The 21,844-nt window shown below is 59.0% G+C and carries 22 protein-coding genes; 14 read left to right on the top strand and 8 right to left on the bottom strand.

The annotated features are described in order from the left end of the window. Positions 1-81: 81 nt before the first annotated feature. On the top strand, positions 82-630 hold the full coding sequence (locus tag KGB21_RS13920; protein WP_034151351.1) for an RNA polymerase factor sigma-70: 549 nt from the start codon (positions 82-84) through the stop codon (positions 628-630). A 97-nt stretch (positions 631-727) separates the two neighbouring features. On the opposite strand, the gene KGB21_RS13915 is transcribed toward KGB21_RS13920, so the two are convergent. The 3 genes from KGB21_RS13915 to KGB21_RS13905 all read right to left on the bottom strand — a co-directional run bounded on the left by KGB21_RS13915 (position 728) and on the right by KGB21_RS13905 (position 3,353). Beyond that, positions 728-1,741 (bottom strand): GNAT family N-acetyltransferase, encoded by a 1,014-nt coding sequence (locus KGB21_RS13915; RefSeq protein WP_223505430.1) that lies wholly within the window; start codon positions 1,739-1,741, stop codon positions 728-730. 74 nt (positions 1,742-1,815) lie between these two features. Further along, a complete protein-coding gene (locus KGB21_RS13910; protein ID WP_223505429.1) occupies positions 1,816-2,634 on the bottom strand; it encodes a substrate-binding periplasmic protein in 819 nt (272 codons plus the stop codon). Between the two features lie 95 nt (positions 2,635-2,729). Beyond that, complete coding sequence (locus KGB21_RS13905; RefSeq protein ID WP_034151348.1) at positions 2,730-3,353, bottom strand: TetR/AcrR family transcriptional regulator; 624 nt, start codon at positions 3,351-3,353, stop codon at positions 2,730-2,732. A 178-nt stretch (positions 3,354-3,531) separates the two neighbouring features. Here KGB21_RS13905 and KGB21_RS13900 point away from each other — a divergent pair, with 178 nt between their 5' ends. From KGB21_RS13900 to KGB21_RS13865, 8 genes are all read left to right on the top strand, one after another. Beyond that, entirely contained in the window at positions 3,532-5,334 is a 1,803-nt protein-coding gene (locus KGB21_RS13900) for an acyclic terpene utilization AtuA family protein (protein WP_034151347.1), read from the top strand. Between the two features lie 12 nt (positions 5,335-5,346). Continuing rightward, positions 5,347-6,216: an SDR family oxidoreductase gene (locus KGB21_RS13895; protein ID WP_034151346.1), complete on the top strand. Its 870-nt coding sequence runs from the start codon at positions 5,347-5,349 to the stop codon at positions 6,214-6,216. Between the two features lie 3 nt (positions 6,217-6,219). Then, positions 6,220-7,836 carry a geranyl-CoA carboxylase subunit beta gene (gene atuC / locus KGB21_RS13890; RefSeq protein ID WP_034151345.1) on the top strand — a complete coding sequence of 539 codons (1,617 nt, stop codon included), beginning with the start codon at positions 6,220-6,222 and terminating at the stop codon, positions 7,834-7,836. Positions 7,837-7,861: 25 nt separating this feature from the next. After that, a complete protein-coding gene (atuD, locus tag KGB21_RS13885) occupies positions 7,862-9,019 on the top strand; it encodes a citronellyl-CoA dehydrogenase (RefSeq protein WP_223505428.1) in 1,158 nt (385 codons plus the stop codon). Beyond that, positions 9,016-9,813 (top strand): enoyl-CoA hydratase/isomerase family protein, encoded by a 798-nt coding sequence (locus KGB21_RS13880; protein WP_223505427.1) that lies wholly within the window; start codon positions 9,016-9,018, stop codon positions 9,811-9,813. Before atuD ends, KGB21_RS13880 begins: the two co-directional genes overlap by 4 nt. Positions 9,814-9,922: 109 nt before the next feature. Next, complete coding sequence (locus KGB21_RS13875) at positions 9,923-11,884, top strand: acetyl/propionyl/methylcrotonyl-CoA carboxylase subunit alpha (protein ID WP_223505426.1); 1,962 nt, start codon at positions 9,923-9,925, stop codon at positions 11,882-11,884. 71 nt (positions 11,885-11,955) lie between these two features. After that, a complete protein-coding gene (locus tag KGB21_RS13870) occupies positions 11,956-12,498 on the top strand; it encodes an exonuclease domain-containing protein (RefSeq protein WP_223505425.1) in 543 nt (180 codons plus the stop codon). Positions 12,499-12,567: 69 nt separating this feature from the next. Further along, on the top strand, positions 12,568-12,852 hold the full coding sequence (locus tag KGB21_RS13865) for a pyrimidine/purine nucleoside phosphorylase (protein WP_034151340.1): 285 nt from the start codon (positions 12,568-12,570) through the stop codon (positions 12,850-12,852). A 72-nt stretch (positions 12,853-12,924) separates the two neighbouring features. Here KGB21_RS13865 and KGB21_RS13860 read toward each other — a convergent pair whose 3' ends face one another. Both KGB21_RS13860 and KGB21_RS13855 read right to left on the bottom strand, forming a co-directional pair. Then, on the bottom strand, positions 12,925-13,731 hold the full coding sequence (locus tag KGB21_RS13860; RefSeq protein ID WP_223505424.1) for an MOSC domain-containing protein: 807 nt from the start codon (positions 13,729-13,731) through the stop codon (positions 12,925-12,927). Between the two features lie 196 nt (positions 13,732-13,927). Continuing rightward, a complete protein-coding gene (locus KGB21_RS13855; protein ID WP_034151338.1) occupies positions 13,928-14,863 on the bottom strand; it encodes a chemotaxis protein CheV in 936 nt (311 codons plus the stop codon). A 462-nt stretch (positions 14,864-15,325) separates the two neighbouring features. Between KGB21_RS13855 and KGB21_RS13850 the strand changes: the two genes are divergently transcribed. From KGB21_RS13850 to KGB21_RS13840, 3 genes are all read left to right on the top strand, one after another. After that, on the top strand, positions 15,326-15,796 hold the full coding sequence (locus tag KGB21_RS13850; protein ID WP_034151337.1) for a hypothetical protein: 471 nt from the start codon (positions 15,326-15,328) through the stop codon (positions 15,794-15,796). 508 nt (positions 15,797-16,304) lie between these two features. Beyond that, the gene (locus KGB21_RS13845) at positions 16,305-17,198 is read left to right on the top strand and encodes a sensor histidine kinase (protein ID WP_223505448.1); all 894 of its coding nucleotides are present in this window, start codon (positions 16,305-16,307) and stop codon (positions 17,196-17,198) included. After that, positions 17,195-17,851, top strand: a complete 657-nt coding sequence (locus tag KGB21_RS13840) for a response regulator transcription factor (RefSeq protein ID WP_034151335.1) — start codon at positions 17,195-17,197, stop codon at positions 17,849-17,851. Before KGB21_RS13845 ends, KGB21_RS13840 begins: the two co-directional genes overlap by 4 nt. Here the strand turns inward: KGB21_RS13840 and yegS are convergent. Beyond that, on the bottom strand, positions 17,835-18,752 hold the full coding sequence (gene yegS, locus KGB21_RS13835; RefSeq protein ID WP_223505423.1) for a lipid kinase YegS: 918 nt from the start codon (positions 18,750-18,752) through the stop codon (positions 17,835-17,837). The two genes, KGB21_RS13840 and yegS, sit on opposite strands and share 17 nt — an antisense overlap. Positions 18,753-18,979: 227 nt before the next feature. Here yegS and KGB21_RS13830 point away from each other — a divergent pair, with 227 nt between their 5' ends. Continuing rightward, positions 18,980-19,291 carry a hypothetical protein gene (locus KGB21_RS13830; protein ID WP_034151333.1) on the top strand — a complete coding sequence of 104 codons (312 nt, stop codon included), beginning with the start codon at positions 18,980-18,982 and terminating at the stop codon, positions 19,289-19,291. A 60-nt stretch (positions 19,292-19,351) separates the two neighbouring features. On the opposite strand, the gene glp is transcribed toward KGB21_RS13830, so the two are convergent. Both glp and moaB read right to left on the bottom strand, forming a co-directional pair. Continuing rightward, a complete protein-coding gene (gene glp / locus KGB21_RS13825) occupies positions 19,352-20,578 on the bottom strand; it encodes a gephyrin-like molybdotransferase Glp (protein ID WP_223505422.1) in 1,227 nt (408 codons plus the stop codon). Next, complete coding sequence (gene moaB, locus KGB21_RS13820) at positions 20,562-21,101, bottom strand: molybdenum cofactor biosynthesis protein B (protein WP_034151331.1); 540 nt, start codon at positions 21,099-21,101, stop codon at positions 20,562-20,564. The genes glp and moaB overlap by 17 nt, the downstream gene beginning before the upstream one ends. Before the next feature lie 81 nt (positions 21,102-21,182). Between moaB and mobA the strand changes: the two genes are divergently transcribed. Next, positions 21,183-21,779 carry a molybdenum cofactor guanylyltransferase MobA gene (mobA, locus tag KGB21_RS13815; protein WP_223505421.1) on the top strand — a complete coding sequence of 199 codons (597 nt, stop codon included), beginning with the start codon at positions 21,183-21,185 and terminating at the stop codon, positions 21,777-21,779. Positions 21,780-21,844: the final 65 nt, after the last annotated feature.

Here is a 21,844-nt window from a genome sequence, read left to right as displayed (position 1 = left end):
CAACCTAATTTGTCGCTCGATGTGTAGGGCAGCCATGGTCTCTTGCCGCCCCACTAACCTTTTGGCAGCAGGGTGATTTCCATGACGGAACAAGTCTCCACAAGCAGGTGCGATTCGCCGTTACTTCAGGCATTCGTCGACAATCGACTGATTCTGGTCAAGATTGCAGCCCGCATCACCGGCTGTCGCTCGCGTGCTGAAGATGTGGTGCAGGACGCGTTCTTCCGGTTGCAATCGGCGCCGCAGATCACCTCTTCATTCAAGGCTCAGCTCAGTTATCTGTTCCAGATCGTGCGCAACCTGGCGATCGATCACTACCGCAAGCAGGCACTGGAACAGAAGTATTCCGGGCCTGAAGAGGAAGGTCTGAACGTGGTGATCCAGGGTGCTTCGCCGGAAACGTCGCACATCAATTTTTCCACCCTGGAAAACATTGCCGACGCGCTGACGGAGCTGCCGAGCCGCACCCGTTATGCCTTCGAGATGTACCGACTGCACGGCGTGCCGCAGAAGGACATCGCCAAGGAACTTGGCGTCTCGCCGACCTTGGTGAACTTCATGATTCGTGATGCGCTGGTGCATTGCCGCAAGGTGTCGGGGCGTCGTGCGGATACTTTTGCCAATCGCTGATTGCGCGTTGTCCGTTTGAAAAGATCGCAGCCTTCGGCAGCTCCTACAGGGTGACGCAATCCCATGCAGGAGCTGCCGAAGGCTGCGATCTTTGCTTTCAGACCAACCCACATCGATCAAAAAACCGCTCACGCCCCAACACCATCAACGCGGCGCGTTTATGCGGGAAATCGAATTCTTTCTCACAGTGGAATCGCTGACTCTGCATGTGCCCGATCATCTTGCCGTTGTCGGCGCGAGGCTCGGCCACCACACGCTGGGTGCGCGCGTCATCCAGAAACAGGTAATGCACCAGCGCCGATAACCAGCTCGCCACCTTGTGCGGGCCACGGTGGTTTTCCTCGCCCACCAGCATGTGAATGCCACGGTCGTAATCGCCGGCCTCGTAGAACGGTGCGATGCGATCTTCCTTGGCCCAGTAGGCTTCGAAATAGGCAAACGGCTGATCGTCGAAACAACCGATCAGCTTCAGGGTGTGCGGATCGGCTTCGAGCTTGCTCAGGTACTCGCGATGCTGTTCGAGGCTGCCCTCTTCCTGCCAGAAACTGGCAACTCGCGGGCTGTTTTGCCAACGATTGAAACGCGCCAGGTCCAGGTCGATGTCCACGGTGCGCAGGGAAATCCAGGCCCCCAGCTGCGCATCGAAACGCCGATACACCTCGCCCCGTGGCTTGATCGGCCGCAGCGGATGACGCTTGCCGCCGCTGATGACCATTTGCTGTGGATAACTGCCAGTCAGCGGCTGCACCAACCATGGTTGTGGCAACTGCCAGAACAAGGTGCGCTCGCAACGGTATTCGCCAACGGTTGGCGTGGGGATCAGCAATCCACTGAGCAAAGCTTCAGTCGGCGCTTGATCGAGTTTCCAGGTCAGGCGCTGGCAGGCCGGGTTACGGGCAAACAGCCAGTAACAGGCGGCCCAGAGTGCCTTGCCGTCAGGACAGACGAGGCGGTCCTCCAGCTGCACCTGCAACTCGGGGTCGCGGGTCAGCCGCAGCTGAATCAGCAACTGACCGTCCAGGTTGAGGCTCAACGCGCCCTCGGTTTCATCAGCGGTGAGACTGTTGCCTGTCGGTAGCGCCAGGGCAGTCGGGTCATTCGGATTGGGCATGGTCGGGCTCACGATAATCGTCAACAGTTCAACGATGTGACGTGAGCCGAGGCGGAAAATTTAAGCGGCGCCGGTCAATTCGCGACCTGTGGCGAAATCTCTTCGTGCGGAACCGGTACCACCGCAATTTTGTACGGTTCGAAAATCTTCAGCATCTGACCGTTGTCCCGCAGCCCTTGCAGCAACTTGCCGAACGCCTCGCCGCTGATCGGCGCCGTCGGGCGCAGGATCGCGTAGTGGTGATAAACCTGATCGATGCGCTCGGACGCCAGCAACTCGCTGGCGACTTTTTCGTTACGCAAAAAGTAATCGCTCAGGTAAGAGCGCGTAACCAGGGCGATGTCGGCGCGGCCACGCAGCACCATCAGCAGGTTGCTGTCATGGGAATAGGTCAGCGTGGCGTTGTAGTTTTGCGCGAGGTATTTGGGCTCGGCGTTGAAGTTGGCGAATTCGTAGTGGTAACCACTGAAGAGCGCCAGGCGCTTGCCTGCGAGGTCGGAAAAGTAGCCTTGCTTTCGTTCGGGCTGGCGTTGTGCGACAAAAATCTCGGCGTCTTCCAGCCCCATATCAACGTCGGTGTGAGGAATGGCTTCCCAACCCCAGGCGGGGTTTTCGAAGATTGCCATGTCGATCCGGCCCTGCTTGAAGTCACCAAAACGCCGGGGAATGGAGGTGGGCACCAGCACGAATTGATAGTCGTTTTGCAGGGTGTTGAGGGCGTCGACCAGTTGCGGCAGCAAGCCCGTATCGGCACCGGTCTCCGGGCGCACGGTGTACGGCGGAAAATGCGCGGCACCGATGCGCACCAGTTGTGCCGCCGATGAAGGCACGATCCACAACGCCGCGAGCATCGCCAGCAAAAGCCGTGAAGCCGTCCGAATTGGCGAAGACATCAAAACAACCCACTCCCCAAAAATACTGCATCAATGCAATCAAGCTAGGCGGTTTCGCCCAGTTAGCCAGTTTCCTGCCGACCAACACAATCTAATTATTTTTCCTCCAGTACCAGGATCAGCGCCTCATCGGCCAATTGATCGAGGCTCATGCTGCCACCGGCGCGAAACCAGGTGGTGGTCCAGGACAGCGCCCCGGTGAGAAAACGCCGGGTGACGAACACATCACCACGGATGAAACCGGCGGTCTTGGCTTCGCCCAACACCTGCAGCCAGATGTCTTCATAGATGTCACGCAGCGCCAGAACCTTGGCCTGGCCGTCCTCGGACAGCGAACGCCATTCGTAGACCAGCACCGCCATGGCCTCGCCACTGCCGCCCATGATCGACTGCAATTCACAGCGGATCAGCGCCAGCACCCGCTCACGTACGTTGTTGGCATCGGCAATGGCTGCGCGCATCAACGCGGTGTTGTAGCGAATGGTTTCCTCCATCACCGCCCGCAGGATTTCGTCCTTGCTTTTGAAGTGATGGAAAATGCTCCCCGACTGAATGCCCACGGCACCCGCCAGATCGCGCACGGTGGTGCGCTCGAAGCCTTTATTGCGAAACAGGTGAGCCGCCACTTGCAGCAGCTTGCCGCGGGCGCTGTCCGGATCGGTCAACTGGCCGTTGTCGACCAATTCGCGCATGACCCTCAGGGCTTTTTGCTCGTCCACCCGTTCTCTCCTACAGTCGATCAATCCAATACGCCGATCACCGCTAAAACAGCGGGGTTTCGCGGGCAATTTAAGCTGGCAATGGCAACCAAGCAAGCGCTCGGGCAGAAGATATTTCAGCCGTTTACAAACCAAGCGCTTGCTTGGTAGTCTCGATGCACATCTGTCGGAGGTGGTTATGGAATTGACTGCGCCAAAAACAATTCGCATCGGATGCGCCAGCGCCTTCTGGGGCGATACCTCGACCGCCGCTGCGCAGCTGGTGGAAGGCGGACGCCTGGACTATCTGGTCTTCGATTACCTGGCCGAAATCACCCTGTCGATCATGGCCGGCGCACGGATGAAAGATCCCCAGGCCGGCTACGCCAGCGACTTCATTGAAGTCCTAACCCCCCTGCTCAGCCCACTCGCCGAACAAAAAATCCGTGTCATCAGCAATGCCGGTGGCGTCAACCCGCAAGCCTGCGCCGCCGCCCTGCAAGCGGCTTGCGACAAGGCCGGCGTCGCACTGAAGATCGCCGTGCTATTGGGCGACGACCTGCAACCGCAATTCAAACAACTGAGCACCCGCGGCATTCATGAAATGTTCAGCGGCGTTCCTCTGCCGCCGATGTGCGTTTCAACCAACGCCTACCTCGGTGCACCGGGCATCGTCGAAGCCCTGCGCCTCGGGGCGGATATCGTCATCACCGGGCGCGTGGTCGACAGCGCCGTGGTCAGCGCCGCACTGGTGCATGAGTTCGGCTGGTCGTGGCACGACTACGACAAACTGGCCCAGGCGGCGCTGGCCGGGCACATCATCGAATGTGGCGCCCAGTGCACCGGCGGCAACTTCACCGACTGGCGCGATGTGCCCGACTACGAACACATCGGTTTTCCCATCGTCGAAGTCAGCGCCGACAGCCAGTTTGTCGTGAGCAAACCCGAAGGTTCCGGCGGGCTGGTCACACCGCTGACGGTGGGCGAACAGATGCTCTATGAAATCGGCGATCCACGGGCCTATCTATTGCCTGATGTGGTCTGCGATTTCACCCAGGTCAAACTCGTGCAACAAGGCAAGAATGCGGTTCAGGTGCATGGCGCAAAAGGTTTGCCGCCGACGGATCAATACAAGGTCAGCGCCACCTACCCGGATGGTTTCCGTTGCACCGCCAGTTGCCTGATCGCCGGCATTGATGCGGTGGACAAGGCCCGCCGCGTCAGTGAAGCCATCATCAACAAGACCTCAGAGATCTTCACTCAACGTGGCTGGCCCCCTTACAGCGACGTGAACATCGAACTGCTTGGCAGCGAAGCCACTTACGGTCCCCACGGCCAACGCCAGGACAGCCGCGAAGTGGTGATCAAACTCGCCGTGCGTCATCCGAGCAAACAGGCACTGATCGTGTTTTCCCGAGAGATCGCCCAGGCCGCCACCGGCATGGCACCGGGGTTGACCGGGATTGTCGGGGGCCGGCCGACGGTGTATCCGCTGATCCGCTTGTTCTCGTTCCTGATCGACAAAAGCGCCTGCACGCTGGAAATTGACCTCATGGGCCAGCGCCAACCGTGCGCCCTGCCCGCCGTCGATGTGCTCGACAGCGCCGACCTGCCGGTGCCGTTCGAGCCACCCAAACCCGCAGGCCTGGCCGACGCCAGCGTGGCACTGGTGAAACTGGCGGTGGCGCGCTCGGGCGACAAGGGCAACCACAGCAACATCGGCGTCATGGCCCGCGACCCCGAATACCTGCCGTGGATCGCCGAAGCCTTGACCCCGGAAGTGATCGTCGACTGGATGAGCCATGTCCTCGATCCGATCCACGGACGTGTCGAGCGCTGGTATTTGCCCGCCACCCACAGCCTGAATTTCCTGCTGGAAAACGCCCTCGGCGGCGGCGGTGTCGCCAGCCTGCGCATTGATCCACAAGGCAAGGCGTTCGCCCAGCAACTGCTGGAGATTCAGATTCCGGTGCCGCAACGCATCGCCGACCAGGTCAACTAGAGGACTGCCGCCATGGCCTACGATTCGATTTTCAAAGCCAACCTGTTTGCCGGCCAAAACATCATCGTCACCGGCGGCGGCAGCGGCATTGGCCGTTGCACCGCGCATGAACTGGCGGCCCTCGGCGCTCATGTTTTGCTGGTCGGACGCAAGGCCGACAAGCTGAAATCCGTCGCTGCCGAAATCGCCGAAGATGGCGGCAAGGCGGACTGGAGCACCTGCGATATCCGTGAGGAAGAAGCGGTGACGCATCTGGTCAGCGAACTGATCCGCAAGCACGGCCCGATCCATGGCCTGGTCAACAACGCTGGCGGGCAGTACCCCTCGCCTCTGGCCTCGATCAATCAGAAAGGTTTCGAAACCGTGATGCGCACCAATCTGGTGGGCGGTTTCCTGATGGCCCGTGAAGTGTTCAACCAGTCCATGAGCAAGCACGGCGGCGCCATCGTCAACATGCTTGCCGACATGTGGGGCGGCATGCCCGGCATGGGCCACTCCGGCGCGGCGCGTTCGGGCATGGACAACCTGACCAAGACCGCGGCTTTCGAGTGGGGTCATGCCGGGGTGCGAGTCAACGCCGTGGCGCCGGGCTGGGTTGCGTCCAGCGGCATGGACACCTACGAAGGTGCGTTCAAGGCGGTGATTCCGACCTTGCGTGAGCATGTGCCGCTCAAGCGCATCGGCACCGAATCAGAGGTCAGCGCGGCGATTGTTTTTTTGTTGAGCCCGGCAGCAGCGTTCATCAGCGGCAGCACCCTGCGCATTGATGGCGCCGCCAGTCTCGGCGGACGCGCCTGGCCGATTCACAAGGCGAAAAACAGTGAGTCGTACAACGGCTTTCACCGTGCGTACCTTCCGGACGTGCTCAAGGACAAGGAATAACCCATGCCGGTGATTCAGTCGCAACTCGATCCGCACAGCGAACAGTTCGCCCGCAATCGCGCGGCGATGCTGGTGGGTATCGAGCAAGTCCGAGCGCTCGAACAGAACCTGCTGAACAAGGCGGCCGAAGCCAAAGCGAAATTTGACAAACGCGGGCAACTGCTGCCCCGTGAGCGCCTCAATCTGCTGTTGGACCCGGGCGCTCCGTTCCTCGAACTGGCCAGTCTGGCTGGCTATAAACTGCACGACGACAAGGACGGTAGCTCGGCCGGTGGCGGCCTGATCGCCGGGATCGGTTATGTGTCCGGCGTGCGATTGCTGGTGGTGGCGAACAACAGCGCGATCAAGGGCGGCACCATTTCCCCCAGCGGTTTGAAAAAATCCCTGCGCCTGCAACAGATCGCCATGGAAAACAAACTGCCGGTGATTACCCTTGCTGAAAGCGGTGGCGCCAATCTCAATTACGCCGCCGAGATTTTCGTCGAAGGTGCGCGCAGCTTTGCCAATCAGGCGCGGATGTCGGCCATGGGCTTGCCGCAGATCACTGTGGTTCATGGTTCGGCCACGGCGGGCGGTGCTTATCAGCCGGGATTGTCGGATTACGTCGTGGTGGTGCGCGGCAAGGCCAAGCTGTTTCTCGCCGGCCCGCCGTTACTAAAAGCAGCCACCGGTGAAGTCGCCACCGACGAAGAACTGGGCGGCGCCGAGATGCACGCGCAAACGGCCGGCACCGCCGAATACCTGGCCGAAAACGACGCCGACGGCGTGCGCCAGGCGCGAGAGATCGTCAGCATGCTGCCGTGGAACGACCAATTGCAGTGGCTGCCCGAGCGGCAATATGAAGAGCCGCTCTACCCCATCGATGAATTGCTGGGGCTGGTCCCGGACGATCCGAAAAAACCTTACGACGTGCGCGAAATCATCGCTCGCATTGCCGACGGCTCAAACTTTCTCGAATTCAAAGGCGAGTTCGATCAACAGACCATTTGCGGTCAACTGAAAATCCAGGGCCGTGCTTGCGGCTTCATAGGCAACAACGGCCCGATCACGCCAAAAGGTGCGAGCAAGGCGGCGCAGTTCATTCAGCTCTGCGACCAGAGCCAGACGCCCTTGCTGTTTTTCCACAACACCACCGGATTCATGGTCGGCACCGAATCGGAACAGCAAGGCGTGATCAAGCACGGCGCCAAGATGATCCAGGCGGTGGCCAATGCTCGGGTGCCGAAGTTGACCATCGTCGTCGGTGGTTCCTATGGCGCCGGCAACTACGCGATGTGCGGCCGTGGCCTCGACCCGCGCTTCATCTTCGCCTGGCCCAACAGCCGTACCGCCGTGATGGGCGGCGCGCAAGCGGGCAAAGTGCTGCGCATTGTCACCGAGGCCAAACAGGCCAAGGATGGCCTGGTGCCCGACCCGAAAATGCTCGACATGCTGGAGCAGGTCACCGCGCAGAAACTCGACAGCCAGTCCACGGCGCTGTATGGCAGTGCCAATCTGTGGGACGACGGCTTGATCGACCCGCGCGATACCCGGACCTTGCTCGGTTACTTGCTGGACATCTGCCACGAGGCCGAGGTGCGGCCGCTGCAAGCCAACAGTTTTGGTGTAGCCCGCTTCTAAGGGCGATCAGAGGAGAACAATAAGAATGATCTTCACCCAGGAACACGAAGCACTGCGCCGCACTGTCCGCCAATTCGTCGAGCACGAGATCAACCCGCACGTCGAGGAATGGGAAAAGGCCGGGCGTTTTCCCATTCACGAGATCTTCCGCAAGGCTGGCGACCTTGGCCTGTTGGGGATTTCCAAACCGGAAAAATTTGGCGGCATGGGACTGGACTACAGCTACTCGATCGTCGCCGCCGAAGAGTTCGGCACCATTCATTGCGGCGGCATTCCGATGTCCATCGGCGTGCAGACCGACATGTGCACCCCGGCCCTCGCCCGTTTCGGCTCCGATGAATTGCGTGAGGAATTCCTGCGCCCGGCCATCAGCGGCGAGCAGGTCGGCTGCATCGGCGTCTCCGAAGTCGGCGCCGGTTCCGACGTGGCCGGTTTGAAAACCACCGCACGCAAGGACGGTGATGACTACGTAATCAACGGCAGCAAGATGTGGATCACCAACTCGCCGAGCGCCGACTTTATTTGCCTGCTGGCCAACACGTCGGACGACAAACCGCACATCAACAAGTCACTGATCATGGTGCCGATGAACACGCCGGGCATCAGCCTCAGCTCGCACCTGGACAAACTCGGCATGCGCAGTTCGGAAACCGCCCAGGTGTTTTTCGACAACGTGCGCGTGCCGCAGCGCAATCGCATTGGCCATGAAGGCGCGGGGTTCATGATGCAGATGCTGCAGTTCCAGGAGGAACGCCTGTTCGGTGCGGCGAACATGATCAAAGGGCTGGAGTATTGCGTCGACAGCACGATCGAATATTGCAAGGAGCGCAAAACCTTCGGTAGCGCGCTGATCGACAACCAGGTCATTCACTTCCGCCTGGCTGAACTGCAAACCGAAATCGAATGCCTGCGGGCGTTGGTCTATCAAGCGACCGAGCAATACATCAAAGGCCAGGACGTCACCCGCCTGGCCTCCATGGCCAAACTGAAGGCCGGCCGGTTGGGTCGCGAGGTCAGCGACAGTTGCCTGCAATATTGGGGCGGCATGGGCTTTATGTGGGACAACCCGGTGGCCCGCGCCTACCGCGATGTGCGGTTGGTGTCGATTGGCGGCGGCGCCGATGAAATCATGCTGGGGATCATCTGCAAACTCATGGGCATCCTGCCGGGGAAAAAGAAATGAGCGCCTTGCCGGTTTGCCAGACCTTGTTGCTCGAACCGCATAACGGCGTGCTGCACATCACCCTCAATCGCCCGGAAAGCCGCAACGCCATGAGCTTGCAGATGGTCGCCGAACTGCGTGCGGTGCTGGCGGCCGTGCGCGATGACCGGGCGATTCGGGCTTTGGTGATCGGTGGTGCCGGTGGGCATTTCTGTGCCGGCGGCGACATCAAGGACATGGCCAACGCCCGCGCCCAAGGCCCGACCGCGTACCGCGAATTGAACCGAGCCTTCGGTGCCTTGCTGGAAGAAACGCAACACGCACCGCAAGTGGTGATCACCGTGCTGCAAGGCGCGGTGCTCGGTGGTGGTTTTGGCTTGGCGTGCGTCAGCGACATCGCCATGGCCGACCATCAGGCGCAATTCGGCATGCCGGAAACCAGTCTTGGCCTGCTGCCGGCGCAGATCGCGCCGTTCGTGGTGCAACGCATCGGCCTGACCCACGCCCGGCGACTGGCCCTGACCGCGGCCCGGTTCGACGGCACACAGGCGCGGCGGATGGGGTTGGTGCATTTTGTCGAGCACGACGCGCAAGCATTGGCCGAACGCCTGGATGAAGTGTTGGCTCATGTCTTGTGTTGCGCACCGGGGGCGAATGCGGCGACTAAGAAGTTGCTGCTGGCGAGTGCCGTGCAGCCGTCGAGCGACTTACTGGATCAAGCCGCCGAGTGGTTCAGTGACGCGGTGACCGGCGCCGAGGGCGTCGAGGGCACGATGGCGTTTGTGCAAAAACGCAAACCGGGGTGGGCTTCTTAAAAGCTTCGCGAGCAGGCTCACTCCTACATTGGAATGCGTTTCAAATGTAGGAGCGAGCCTGCTCGCGATGAGGCCATCAAATTCAGCGCAATAACCCAGGGAACAGAACATGCCCGGATTCAGCAAGATCCTGATCGCCAACCGCGGTGAAATCGCCTGCCGCATCCAGCGCACCGCCCAGGCCCTCGGCTATCGCACCGTCGCCGTGTTCAGCGATGCCGACGCCGATGCCTTGCATGTGCAAATGGCCGACGAAGCCGTGAACATTGGCCCGGCCCCGGTGCAACAGTCTTATCTGAACATCCCGGCAATCATCGAAGCCGCCCGCCGCACTGGCGCGGACGCGATCCATCCCGGCTACGGCTTCCTTTCGGAAAACGCCGAATTCGCCCTCGCCTGCCAACACGCCGGCATCACCTTCATCGGCCCCAGCCCCGAAGCCATCAAACTGATGGGCAGCAAACGCCTGTCGAAAATTGCCATGCTCGACGCCGGTGTGCCCTGCATCAAAGGCTATCAAGGCGCCGAACAGGATGACGCGACCCTCAGCCGCGAAGCCGAACGCATCGGCTACCCGCTGATGATCAAGGCCAGTGCCGGCGGTGGTGGGCGCGGCATGCGGCTGGTACACAGCGCCAGTGATCTGCTGGAGCAGATTCGCACCGCACGCTCCGAAGCCCTGAACGGTTTTGGCAGCGCTGAGTTGATCCTCGAACAGGCGTTGATCGAACCTCGGCATGTCGAGGTGCAGTTGTTCGGCGATCAACATGGCAACTTGATCTACCTCGGCGAGCGTGATTGTTCGATCCAGCGCCGTCACCAGAAAGTCATCGAAGAAGCCCCGTGCCCGGTGATGACCGTAGAACTGCGCCAAGCCATGGGTGAAGCCGCGCTCAAGGCCGGGCGCACGGTGAATTACGTCGGCGCGGGAACCGTTGAGTTTTTGCTGGATGCGCGCGGGCAGTTTTACTTTCTGGAAATGAATACGCGCCTGCAAGTGGAACACCCGGTTACCGAACTGATTACCGGGCTGGATCTGGTGGCCTGGCAACTGAACATTGCCGAAGGACAACCGCTACCGTTGCGTCAGGATCAGGTGCAACTCAACGGGCATGCCATCGAAGTGCGCTTGTATGCAGAAGACCCGACTCAGGGATTTCTGCCGCAAACCGGGCGCATCGATGCCTGGGAACCTGCCATCCAAAGCGGCGTGCGGATCGACCATGGACTGATCGAGGGACGGCACGTCAGCCCTTTCTACGACCCGATGCTGGGCAAGATCATCGCCCATGGTGCCACCCGCGTAGAAGCCCGACGCAAGCTGCTGCGAGCGGTGCAAGACAGCGTGCTGCTGGGGGTTCAGAGCAATCAGCGCCTGCTCGCCGGCCTGCTGCAACACCCACAGTTCATCCGTGGCGAATTCAGCACCGGCTTCATCCAGCAGTATTTCGCCGACCATCCGAGCCTGCACCCGCATGTGCCCGGTGCCGAGGAACTGGCGATTGCTGCGGCCCTGTTCTACCAATCTTCCGCGCAGGCTCACCAAGGTCCGCTGAGCGGTTGGCGCAACAACGCCAGCGTGCCGCTACGGTATCGACTCGGCCTGGATGATGAGGAGTGGTTGGTGGAATTGAATGCTGCACCGGGTGAGCCGTACCGGATTGAAGTCGCCACCCGAAGCCTGGAACTGAAGATCATCGAGTGCGACGGACGCTTGGCAACTATCGAAATCGACGGCATTCGGCAGTGTCATGACTATCGCCAGGAGGACGGGCAACTCTGGCTATTCACCCGTCCGGGCAGCCTGCGACTGACGGATCGGACCCAGATGTTGGTCAGCAGCCAGGCCAGCGTCAGCTCCGGCACCCTCAAGGCGCCGATGGATGGGGCGATCGTCGATGTATTGGTCAGTGAAGGCAGCCAGGTCAGCAAAGGCCAACTGCTGGTGGTGCTGGAAGCGATGAAAATGGAACATCCGCTCAAGTCAGGCATCGACGGTGTGCTCAAGCGCTTGCAGGTACAGGTCGGCGATCAGGTGAAAAACCGTCAGATTCTGTTGGAGGTCGAATAAGCCGCTAGGCGGAACCGCCGGGTTTGGCTACGCTCAAACCCTATCAGCACGCGGATACCAGGAACCCGGCGATGCCTCACTGGCTGGTCATAGATCTGGAAGCCACCACCGATGAGGGTGGCTGGCCAGTAACTGAAATGGAAATCATCGAAATTGGCGCCACCCTGGTGGATCGTAAAGGGCGAGAGGTGGATCATTTCCAACGCTTCGTCCGACCACTGCGTCGGCCCTTGCTCACGCCTTTTTGCCGGGAACTGACGCACATTACCCAAGCCAATATCGATGCCGCGCAGCCATTGAGCGAGGTCTGGGCCTCGTTTGAGCGTTGGCTTGGCCAACATCACACAGGCCTTGAAGGTTGGGTCAGCTGGGGCGATTACGATCGCAAACAATTGCTTCAGGAATGGCAACGCCTGCAACTCGACAGCGTCTTGAGCCATGTGCCGCACATGAACCTGAAACAGCGCTTTGCCAAGGTTCGGAGGCTGGAGCGTCCGCTGGGGCTCAACGGCGCCCTGCAACTGGCCGGCTTGCAGTTCACCGGCCAGCAACATCGGGCGCTGGAAGATGCGCGCAATACCGCACGGCTGTTGCCTCTGGTTCTGCCGCTTTAGACAGGTGACGACGCGGGAGGCCTTGTGCATACTGGCCGGCCCTTTTAAGCCCTTTTCGAGGAATCGCCCATGTTTAAAGTCAACGAGTACTTCGACGGCACCGTCAAGTCGATCGCCTTTGGCACCGCTGAAGGTCCTGCGACCATCGGCGTCATGGCTCCGGGCGAATACGAATTCGGCACCAGCCAGCGTGAAATCATGCATGTGGTGTCCGGCGCCCTGACTGTCAAACTGCCAGACGGCAACGACTGGGAAACCTTCGCCGCCGGCAGCCAGTTCAATGTGCCAGCCAACAGCAAGTTCCAGCTGAAAGTGGCCGTCGACACCGCTTACCTGTGCGAATACCGCGGCTAAAACCCTGGGTTTCACAGCGACAAAAAAATGCCCGTGTGCAAAAACACGGGCATTTTTTTTGTTCAGCGGTTTTTACTCAAGAATGGTGACCGGCATGCCTACTTCCAGCCAGCCATTACTGTCATTGACCAGATTTTGCCCAAACATCGCACCATCAGCCTCGGACCGATATTTCTGCAAGGTGGCGAACGGTTCACGATCCACGCTGCGTTCACCGGTCTGCGGGTCGATGGTGGTCAGAATGCAACGTGAGCACGGTTTGACTACGCGGAACTCGACATCGCCAATGCGAATGCGCTTCCAGTCATCCTCGGCAAACGCCTCGCCGCCTTCGATCACCAGGTTCGGCCGGAAGCGCAGCATTTCCAATGGTCGTCCGACCTTTTGCGACAGATCCTCCAGGGACGCCTGCCCGATCAGCAGCAACGGAAAACCATCCGCGAACGCGACCTGATCATCGTCCTTGCCATATCCGGCCTGTGTAGTCCGCGCACGATCAAGCGGCACTTGCACCAGCCTCGTCGGCTTGCCAATGAACGCACTGACCCAGGCAGCCGCCGCGTCACCGGCATCGGGGACACGTAACGTATCGCGCCAAATAGTGACACCACGCAATTCGGCATCGCTGGCAGGCAAGGCGATATCGAGCGGCGAGTGGCCGGGGGCGCTGAGGGTCAAGCCACCGGCGGCATTCCACAGCGCCGAGAGTTGACTCATTTCTGCCACCGCGCGCTGAGTCAGGAAACGCCCGCTGGCCTCGTCCACCAGCATCCAGCGTCGATCCCCGTCCAGCCCGAGCTTGTCGAGGCTGACCTGCTGAAGTGTCTCGCCCTTGCCGGATTTCAACGGATAACGATAAAGCGCGCTCAGACGCAGCATGGCCAGCTCCCTGGGAGGCAAAAACGCCACCCTATACGAGCTTGATTGCTGAATCAAAGGCTGAAGACAGAAGCGCTTGCTCGCCGGGGAAAGCGTCCTCACGGACTCAACCTGTAGGAGCCGGCTCGCTGGCGATAGCGATCTTACGGACGCCATCGCCGGCAAGCCGGCTCCTACAGGTGGTTTCTGGTCATGATCAGGCCGGCACGGCGTCGAGCATCAGGCGCTGGCGCACCACGTCGACGAGTTTGTCCGGCTGGAACTTGGAGAGGAAATTGTCGCAGCCGACCTTCTTCACCATCGAGTCGTTGAAGCTGCCGGACAATGACGTGTGCAACACCACATACAGGCCGCGCAGACGCGGATCGTTTCGGATTTCGGTGGTCAGGCGGTAGCCGTCCATTTCCGGCATTTCGGCGTCGGTGAACACCATCAGCAACTTGTCGGTCATGTTCACGCCGGTATCGGCCCAGGCCTTGAGCATGTTCAATGCCTTCAAGCCATCACTGGCGATGTGCATTTTCACGCCCAGCTGTCCGAGGGTGTCGCGCAATTGCGCGAGGGCCACATTGGAGTCATCCACCAGTAGCACCTCGCGACCACGGGCACGCTCCAGCACCGGATCGTCGAGTTTGTCGCGGGAAACCTTGGCGTTGTACGGGACGATTTCAGCCAGGACTTTTTCGACGTCGATGATTTCCACCAACTGATCGTCGACCTTGCTGATGGCCGTCAGGTAATGCTGGCGACCGGCGCTGGTCGGTGGCGGCAGAATCGCTTCCCAGTTCATGTTGACGATGCGGTCCACGCCACCGACCAGGAACGCCTGCACCGAACGGTTGTACTCAGTGACGATAATCGTGCTGTTGGGACCGGGTATCAGCGGACGCATGCCGATGGCCTGGGACAGGTCGATTACCGGCAAGGTCTGCCCACGCAGGTTGACGACGCCGCAGACGAACGGATGGCGCTGAGGCATCAGGGTCAACTTCGGCAGTTGCAAAACTTCCTGAACTTTAAACACGTTGATCGCGAACAATTGCCGCCCGGCCAGCCTGAACATGAGAATTTCCAGGCGATTCTCACCCACCAATTGCGTACGTTGGTCTACCGTATCGAGAATGCCGGCCATTAATGACTCCTGCTCTTGTTCTGATGAATTCGCTAATAGAGGGATATCGGCTGTTTTTGCCGGAGCTTGACCCCAAGCAAAATGCGATGCTCCAGCATTGATGTCACATTAACATCATGCTTTACTGGCGATGTAATTTCATCTGCTACATTCTCTGTGGCGCGACCACAGTCTTCGCGTTAAGTTCCGCTGCATAAGGGTTTCCCTTACCCACAATCAGGCCCAACCTGATATTCGCAATATCCAATAGCCATTAATGTGACGCCATTCTCATTGCATGAATGGAGTCAGGCTTTTGTGTGCGATCGCAGGTAAGTGGCCATCCACCTTCTCAAACTCCTCAGCCCGCATTCATGCAGGCCGGAGCGCGGTCTCGCGACGAAACGGTTACGTCGGGACGCAGATCGTCCTCGTCGACACACACGACATTCCCTCATTAGTCATGACGTTGTGGAGATAAGCATGCCGAACAATCGTAATGAATGGGCAAAGCGGGTCCCCGAGTTTCTCGTCGAGGCCGAAACACTCCTGGCCAAAACCGAGGAATGCCTGAGTCATTTGCAACTGATCAGCAATGACAAGGACGCCATCGATTGCATGCTCAGCACCCTGCTCAAGCTCGCCAACAAGGCAGACGCTCTCGCGCTGGCGGCGGTTTCCGAGTTTTCCCTGCACATTCATGGCCTGTTGAACCACGCGCAGAATCACATGGACCTGCACGATGAAGCCCTGAATGCGCTGAAAGATTGCCTGACATTGATTGCATGGCAACTTGAGCTTATCGATCAGGAAACCGGCCAGCTGAGCCTCGACGAAAGTGAACAGACCACACTGATCGAAGCCTTTGCCTTCCAGGTCGGACAAAGCCAGTTTCAGCCACCGGTTAATTCCAGACCATTCACACTTGTTTCCTACGCAGAGCGGCAGGCTTAAATCGGCAGAGCGGAGTCGTAGCGCATAATTTTACTGCGATGACTGCTTGAAAATTTGAGTCCACGTATGTCGTGATTGAATATTTCATACCTATTCACGACAACTCTAAACAAATAACTATTCCCCTCGATAGCTGGACTACCCGCCTTGCCTAGGGTGTTGCCTGGTATTAACAGCCAATATACCTACGCACATCCGACTCTTCCCCGCGACAACAACGCCAGTTTTCCTTTTATGGAACTAACGTCCAAAACGTCTTGATTCCTGACTTAATGGACATCTATCACAAGCGCGACCAACGGTATCTTAGGTGCTATCATGCCGCCCATTAGTTGACGTCAATTAATGGCAATGTGATTGTCAGGGCTGCGACCCGATCAAGTTCCAGGCTGGATTTCTCATACAGAAGTGCGTCCCGTTGAAGTCGATGCCCAACACTACAAAACATAGGCCTGTCAGCCAGAATGACCGGTCTGCCCGCAGCGAACATCCATTGGCTCCATCCGCTATGTACGCCAGTCTCAAGTCCATCGCCAAGTGGCCACCCTCCCGAGAAAACGCCCGACGGTTCACCCTATTGCTGTGCGCCTGTGCAACGCTTGGCAGCGTGCTGGTCTACAGCCTGTCCACCACCCTGCCTCTGAGTCTGTTGATACTCGACATCGCGGCTTTGAGCTGTGTATGGGTGCAGTACTGCCTGTCACGCAAGTCAATCAAATTTCAGCCCCAGGAACTGGCCGATCGCTTGCTGCAAGTCCAGGAAAACGAACGCCATCGACTCAGTCGAGAACTCCATGACGACATCGGTCAATTGCTGACCGCTGCCAAACTGCAAAGTGATTGGCTCAAACGCCGAATGCCGGAAGAGCTCAAGGAACAATGCACGGTGCTTTGCGACACGCTGGAAGAAACCCTCACCAAAGTTCGTGACGTTTCGGCCATCCTCAATCCCAGGCAGCTGGCCAGTCTTGGGCTGGAGGCGAGCCTGCGTGCGCATTTGCTCAAGACACTCGCCAATACCCCCGTGCACTGGAGCCTGGAATGCCATCAGCGTCTGACCGGTATTCCCGAAGAAATGGCAGTGGCGGCCTTTCGAATTACTCAGGAAGCCGTCACCAACATGCTGCGGCATGCCGAAGCGAAAAACCTGCTGGTTTGCCTGCAGCGTTTACCAAAAGGCCTGTCACTGCTGATCAGTGACGACGGCCAGGGGTTTTCGCCCGCCACCGACCCCGGCCGCGAGGGGCAACGCGGAATGGCCGGGATGTCGGAACGCATCAATCAACTGGGTGGCACCCTGACCGTCACCAGCGAACCTGGCAAAGGCACACAAATCGAAGCCCTCTTCCCCTGGGCGCCTCGCGCGTTCGAGCGGGCCAGTACGAATAAGGTTATGCATTGACTTGTAACTTACTTCTGGTGGATGACCACTCGCTGATCAGGGCTGGCGTGCGCGCCCTGGTGATGGACCTTCCTGGGTACGCGGTTATTGGCGAGGCCAATGACGGCTCGCAATTACTCGCGATGGTTGAGCATTTGTCCCCGGACATTGTGCTGCTGGATATTTCCATGAAGCAAACCGGTGGCCTCGAGGCCTTGACGCAACTCAAGCGAATTCGCCCGCAGAGCAAGGTGCTGATCCTGTCGATGCACACCGACCCCGCACTCATCATGCAGGCGCTGGAATCCGGGGCCCATGGCTATCTGCTCAAGGACACCACGGCCACCGAACTGGAACATGCACTGGAAGCCTTGCGTAACAATGAACGCTACCTGAGCCCGGCCATCGCCCATACCGTTATTACCCAAGCGCTCACCCGGCAAAAAAACCAGCCGGAGTCTGCTGACTCGCATAACCTCACTGCTCGTCAGCTGGAAATCCTTCGACTGATCGTTCGCGGCAAATCCACCCGGGAAATCGCCAACGGCCTGGGCCTGAGCGTCAAGACTGTCGAAACCCACCGCTCGCAGATCATGAAACGCTTGCAGATTTTCGATGTGGCTGGCCTGGTGCTGTTCGCGGTTCGTGAGCAGATCATCAGTCTGGACGACTGACAGGTTGAGTCGTGCTTAACAGCGGCGATTGCTCAGGCAGATGCACCAGCAATGCTGCCGGTCGCGCCGAGAAACGCAGGCTGTCACCTTCCAGCGGTTCGCCATCGAGATTGATGTAAAGACCTTCGGCCACCTTGATTTCAACCCATGGCAACCGCGCCCGCACGAACATATTGTCGATGCCAAAGCCATCAGCCAGCAGGTTTTTCAAGGTACCCACTACCTCCTGCGGGGCCGGCAAAATACTGATATCGAGCAAACCGTCGTCAGCCAGTGCCTGCGGACACAACACATGACCGCCACCCGCCTGCCGGCCATTGCCGATACCCAAGGCCAGCAACTCGCCACTCCACTGAAAGTCCGGACCGTGTAACTCGCCATACGCTGCGTGCAACTCGCTGAAGCGTGTGAGGCCGGTAAACAGATAAGCCGCGCCACCGAGCACCTTTTTCAAGTCCTCGGAAGTGTTAGCCGTGACTTGACTGCCAAATCCGCCGGTGGCCATGTTCAGGAATATCTGCCCGCCAACCTCTCCCAGGTCGATGGCGCTAGGCGCTACGTCCAATAAATTCAGTGCCTCGGCAGGCTCCAGCGGAACACCGGCAGCGCGCGCAAAATCGTTGGCGGTTCCCAGTGGCATCAACACCAGGCTGGCCTGCTTCGATTGCGCAGCGATGGCTTCGGCGATATCACGCACGGTGCCATCGCCACCGCCAGCGATGATCCGACTGTATCCTGCTGCCAACGCCTCATCCACCAACCGCTGTGCGTCGCCGGCCTCCCAAGTCACGCGAACGGCCAGCTCCCAACCTTTTTCGCGCTTGCTTTCAACAGCAGCACGAACCTCCTCGTTTAGCGCCTGCTTGCCATGCAAAATCAATAGCGCCTTGCGTTCGCTCATTATTGTCGCTCCCGGATTTGAATGGCCTACGGGAGATGTTGACCTCGTTGCACCCGATAAAAGTCGCTGGAAATTTGAATTATTTCCAGCTGGACGCTGTTGCGTCCTACACGGCAGGATTTTTCTTACAAAACGTGAGGAATCGGCTCAATTGACCAAAAAGTGTGATTGGTACACTTTGGTGCCCACGGTTTTCAGTCATCAGCAGGACAACACAAGGACGTGCCATGCAAAGCCATGACCTCAGGCTACCGGTGTTTCCGGTCGTACCGCTCGCAGAGAAACGGGCCACCCAACCGGCCGAACTCAAAAACAGTGCAAAACCCAATGGAGAAGTTGATATGGAACCTCGCGTCGTAGAGTTGGAAACACACCTCAAGTACATCCGCCGTGACATGGAAGAAGTTCGCAGCGACGTCAAAACCATCAAACACCGACTTGCCTATTCCGCAGGGGGAACGGCCGTCGTTCTTGGGCTACTGGGCTGGATCGCCAATAGTCGCTTCGACCAGCTCGTGACACTGCTCCTGGCTCACTGATCAGTCATGAACGCAAAACCCGGTTCACGCCGGGCTTGCGTGACATGACGGCTACCCGTTTCAACCCAGGACTTCGCTCAGCGGAATGAAGTAAACACTGTCACCCGCGACCAGCGTGCGATCCTCCAACACTTCAACCAATCCATCAGCCCAAGCAGCGCTACGCAGCACACCGGAACTTTGATTTTTGTAGATGATGGCCCGGCCATTTTCCAGACGACCGCGCAAGTACTCGCGTCGATTCCCGGCTTTCTGCCAGTCAAACCCTGCCGGTACTTGTACTTTCAGCGGTTCGACCTCTCTGACACCCTGACGACGCAAGAGATAAGGCCGAGTCAACAAGGCAAAAGTCACCAGAGTCGATGCCGGATTGCCAGGCAAGCCAATCACCGGAACACCGCGAAAGTGTCCGAATGTCAGCGGTTTCCCAGGTTTGATGGCGAGTTTCCACAAGGCCAGCTCACCCTCTTCCCGCAAGGCTATGCCGAGAAAGTCGGCCTCTCCGACCGACACACCACCGGTCGAAAGGATCAGGTCGACATCCTTCAGTTCGCCGAGGCGCGAGCGAGTAGTACCCAAATCATCCGGAAGAATTCCGGCATCGACCACTTCACAGCCCAAACGCTGTAACCAACTGCACAGCAAAACGCGGTTGCTGTTGTAGATTTGCCCCGGCCCAAGGGTTTGTCCCGGTTCAATCAATTCATCCCCGGTCGACAGAACCGCAACGCGAACCTTGCGGATCACGTCCAGCTCGGCGCAACCCAGTGAGGCCGCCAGACCTTGTTCGATCGGGCCCAAACGCGTACCAGCAGGCAGAATCACTTCACCGACAGTGGTCTCCTGGCCTTGTGGTCTGATGTTTTGCCCAAGGACCATGGTTTCGGTGAAACGCACTCGCTCATCCGGTTGGACTTCGGCGTTTTCCTGCATCTCAACGCAATCGGCACCGGCAGGCACCGGCGCCCCGGTGAAGATTCGTGCACAAGTGCCCGGCTTCAAGGGTTCAGGCGCCTGGCCGGCGAAGATCTTCTGACTGACGACCAAAGGCTCTCCAGTCCAGTCAGCCAAACGCAAGGCATACCCGTCCATGGCGCTGTTGGGCCACGGCGGCAGATCCAGCGTCGATACCAGGTCTTCGGCCAGCACACGGCCCTGGACCTGCGCCAACGGCAAGCGCTCACGCTCAACAATCCGTGAGGTATCTGCCATTTCCAGCAGACGTGCCAGCGCCACTTCGACCGGCATCAGGCTGCCGGTCTTGCCCGGCTTACCCGCGGGATTCACAGGGTGCCGCCTGTTTCAGATGAGTTACGAAATTGCATGGCCGATGGCGCGAATCCAGTTGCTCGGAAAGAATTCCGTCCCAACCGGTGCGCACAGCATTGGTCGAACCCGGCAAGCAGCAGACCAGCGTGCCATTGGCCAGACCGGCCAGAGCGCGGGATTGAACCGTCGAGGTGCCGATGTCTGCCACCGAGATCTGCCGGAACAGTTCACCAAAACCATCGACTTGCTTGTCGAGCAGGCAGGTCACCGCTTCCGGAGTGCTGTCGCGCCCGGTAAAACCGGTACCGCCAGTGATCAGCACCACCTGCACGACTTCGTCGGCAATCCAGTTGGCAACTTGCGCGCGGATTTTGTAGAGATCATCTTTAAGCAACACCCGGGCAGCCAAGTTATGGCCGGCAGCGGTCAGGCGGTCGACGAAGACCTGGCCTGAGGTATCGGTTTCCAGGGTACGGGTGTCGCTGACCGTCAACACCGCGATATTGAGCGGTGCAAAAGGTACATCAGCCTTGGCTTTCATAGGCTCGTCCAGTTGTATGAGAAACAGCCCGGTGTTATATCACAGCGCCCCGTTTTTTCGCCGCCCCCATGGAGACTTGCCATGACCTCAAATACAGACTTGCCACCCTGCTCCATTCTGCTCCTGGCAGGCGGTCGCGGCCAACGAATGGGTGGTCAGGACAAAGGTTTGCTGGAATGGCACGGCGAGCCGTTGATTGCCCATCTGCATCGCAAGACGCGGCCACTGAGCGATGACCTGATCATCTCGTGTAACCGAAATTTGGAAAAGTACGCGCCGTACGCCGATCAATTGGTTCACGACGACGAAGGTGACTTTCCGGGGCCGCTGGCCGGTATTCGTGCCGGCCTGAAAGCTGCTCGTCATACGCACCTGCTGGTCTTGCCCTGTGATGTGCCGCGCATCGATGCCGCCTTGCTCAGCAGCATGCGCGAAGCCGCCAGCCAGCATCCCGACACACCATTGATGCTGCGCCACGACGATCACTGGGAACCGTTGCTGTGCGTCATTCCCGTGGCACTTAGCGCTGAATTCGAAACTGCCTGGAACGATGGCGAGCGAAGCCCGGGTCGACTCATGCGCAAACTGGGTGCGACTGCCCTGCAATGCCCCGACAACGACCCCCGTCTGGCGAACCTTAATACTCCGGAATTGTTGAGCACGCACTACACTATATAAGACTGAAAGAACCCAAGGAACTTGCACGCGCGGTTTACGTCTCAAGCTCCGTAACCAAAAGAATT

Source organism: Pseudomonas sp. GL-RE-29 (assembly GCF_019947275.1).
Classification (GTDB): Bacteria; Pseudomonadota; Gammaproteobacteria; order Pseudomonadales; family Pseudomonadaceae; genus Aquipseudomonas; species Aquipseudomonas fluorescens_A.
This window is presented reverse-complemented; position numbering and strand designations above follow the sequence as displayed.